At 66.7% G+C, this 1,506-nt stretch carries 2 protein-coding genes; both read left to right on the top strand.

Features of this window, described 5'->3' with window-relative positions; all coding sequences use genetic code 11:
- Positions 1–4: 4 nt before the first annotated feature.
- Positions 5–804, top strand: a protein-coding gene (locus CLM62_RS45620) for an IS5 family transposase (RefSeq protein ID WP_095755803.1) whose coding sequence is annotated in 2 segments (ribosomal slippage) — positions 5–353 and positions 353–804 — 801 coding nt in all. Because the reading frame shifts where the segments join, the coding sequence is not laid out codon by codon here.
- A gap of 150 nt (positions 805–954) precedes the next feature.
- A complete protein-coding gene (locus CLM62_RS45615) occupies positions 955–1,491 on the top strand; it encodes a hypothetical protein (protein ID WP_095755804.1) in 537 nt (178 codons plus the stop codon).
- The last annotated feature ends 15 nt before the right edge of the window (positions 1,492–1,506 follow it).

Below are 1,506 nucleotides of genomic sequence, written 5' to 3'. Positions count from 1 at the left end.
GGATCTGGTTGAGCGGCTGGTGCCGGAGGAGTTGTGGGTGCTGTTCCGGCGGGTGGTGCCGCCGGTGGAGGTGAAGCGTCCGCAGGGCGGGGGTCGGCGTCGGGCCGGTGATCGGGAGACGCTCGCCGCGATCATCTTCGTGGCCACCTCGGGGTGCACCTGGCGGCAGTTGCCGCCGGTGTTCGGGCCGGCCTGGCCCACGGTCTACCGGCGCTTTGCCCAGTGGAGCCGGGACCGGGTCTGGGCCAGGCTGCACCGCGTCGTCCTGGATGAACTCGGGAGTCGGGGTGAGCTGGACTGGTCGCGGTGCGCGATCGACTCGGTCAGTGTGCGGGCGGCAAAAGGGGGCCACTAACCGGACCGAATCCGACCGACCGTGGCAAGTTGGGATCGAAGATCCACCTCATCACGGACCGGAACGGTCTGCCGCTATCGCTGGGAATCTCCGGCGCCAACATGCACGACAGCCTCGGCCTGAAGCCGCTCGTGCGCGGCATCCCGCCCATCCGCTCCCGCCGCGGCCCCCGCCGCCGACGCCCTGCCAAGCTCCACGCCGACAAGGGCTACGACTACGACCACCTGCGGAAATGGCTACGTAAGAGGGGTATCCGCCACCGCATCGCCCGCAAGGGCATCGAGTCGTCCAAGCGGCTCGGCCGTCATCGCTGGGTGGTCGAGAGGACCGTGTCCTGGCTGGCCGGCTGCCGACGTCTGCATCGACGCTATGAGCGCAAGGCCGAGCACTTCCTCGCCTTCGTTGCCATCGCCGCAGCCCTCATCGGGCATCGCCGTTTCAGCAGATGAGCCGGACCGACCGCGAGCAGATGCCAGCCATGCCTGCGTTGTCAGCGACAGCCCATAAGGTGCGCCCAACATCTTGAAGGAGGAACTGCCGTGGGATTCTCGGGTCACCTGGTCTTTGCTCGCAGTAGCCGGCCTCTGCTCGAAGCTCCCGTGTTCGACAGCCTCGACGAAGAACTCAAGGCCACTGTGTGCACATGGGAGTCACGGCCGGGTGGCTGGCAGACGCTCCGGTTCGATTTCGGGACATGGGACGACGCCGACCTGCCCGCCCTAGTTGAGTGGAGCAGGGCACCGGCCTGTGTCGCCGAGGTCTCCGACAGTGACCTCGCTCTCGTGACCGGGCTGGACGCCACCGGCCAGCGTTGGCAGGCATGGCTCAACCTGGACATCGCCGCCAGGCTTCTGGCCGAGGAGCCCGAAGATCTCGAAGATCAGCTCCTGTGGCTGGACACACCAGAGTTCCATGACGCAGTCAGACATAAGCACGCGGAGCTCGACGCGGAGATTCCCACCGACGCCGAGGGCGCAGTTGTATGGGCCGCAGCCGCCGGCATTCCCGTGACGCCACAGACAGTCAGGATCGAAGAGCTGCTTCGCTCACACGAGACCCCCGTGGAAGACCTCTTCAGCACACTGCTCGACGAGCTGGGCTTCCCCCAGGCCGCTGAGCCCTCACCTGCACCATAAGAAACGACCTCTAAG

Source organism: Streptomyces sp. SA15 (genome assembly GCF_002291145.1).
In the GTDB taxonomy this organism is placed as follows: domain Bacteria; phylum Actinomycetota; class Actinomycetes; order Streptomycetales; family Streptomycetaceae; genus Streptomyces.
The sequence above is the reverse complement of the archived record's forward strand: the minus strand, read 5'-3'. Positions and strand labels throughout refer to the sequence as shown.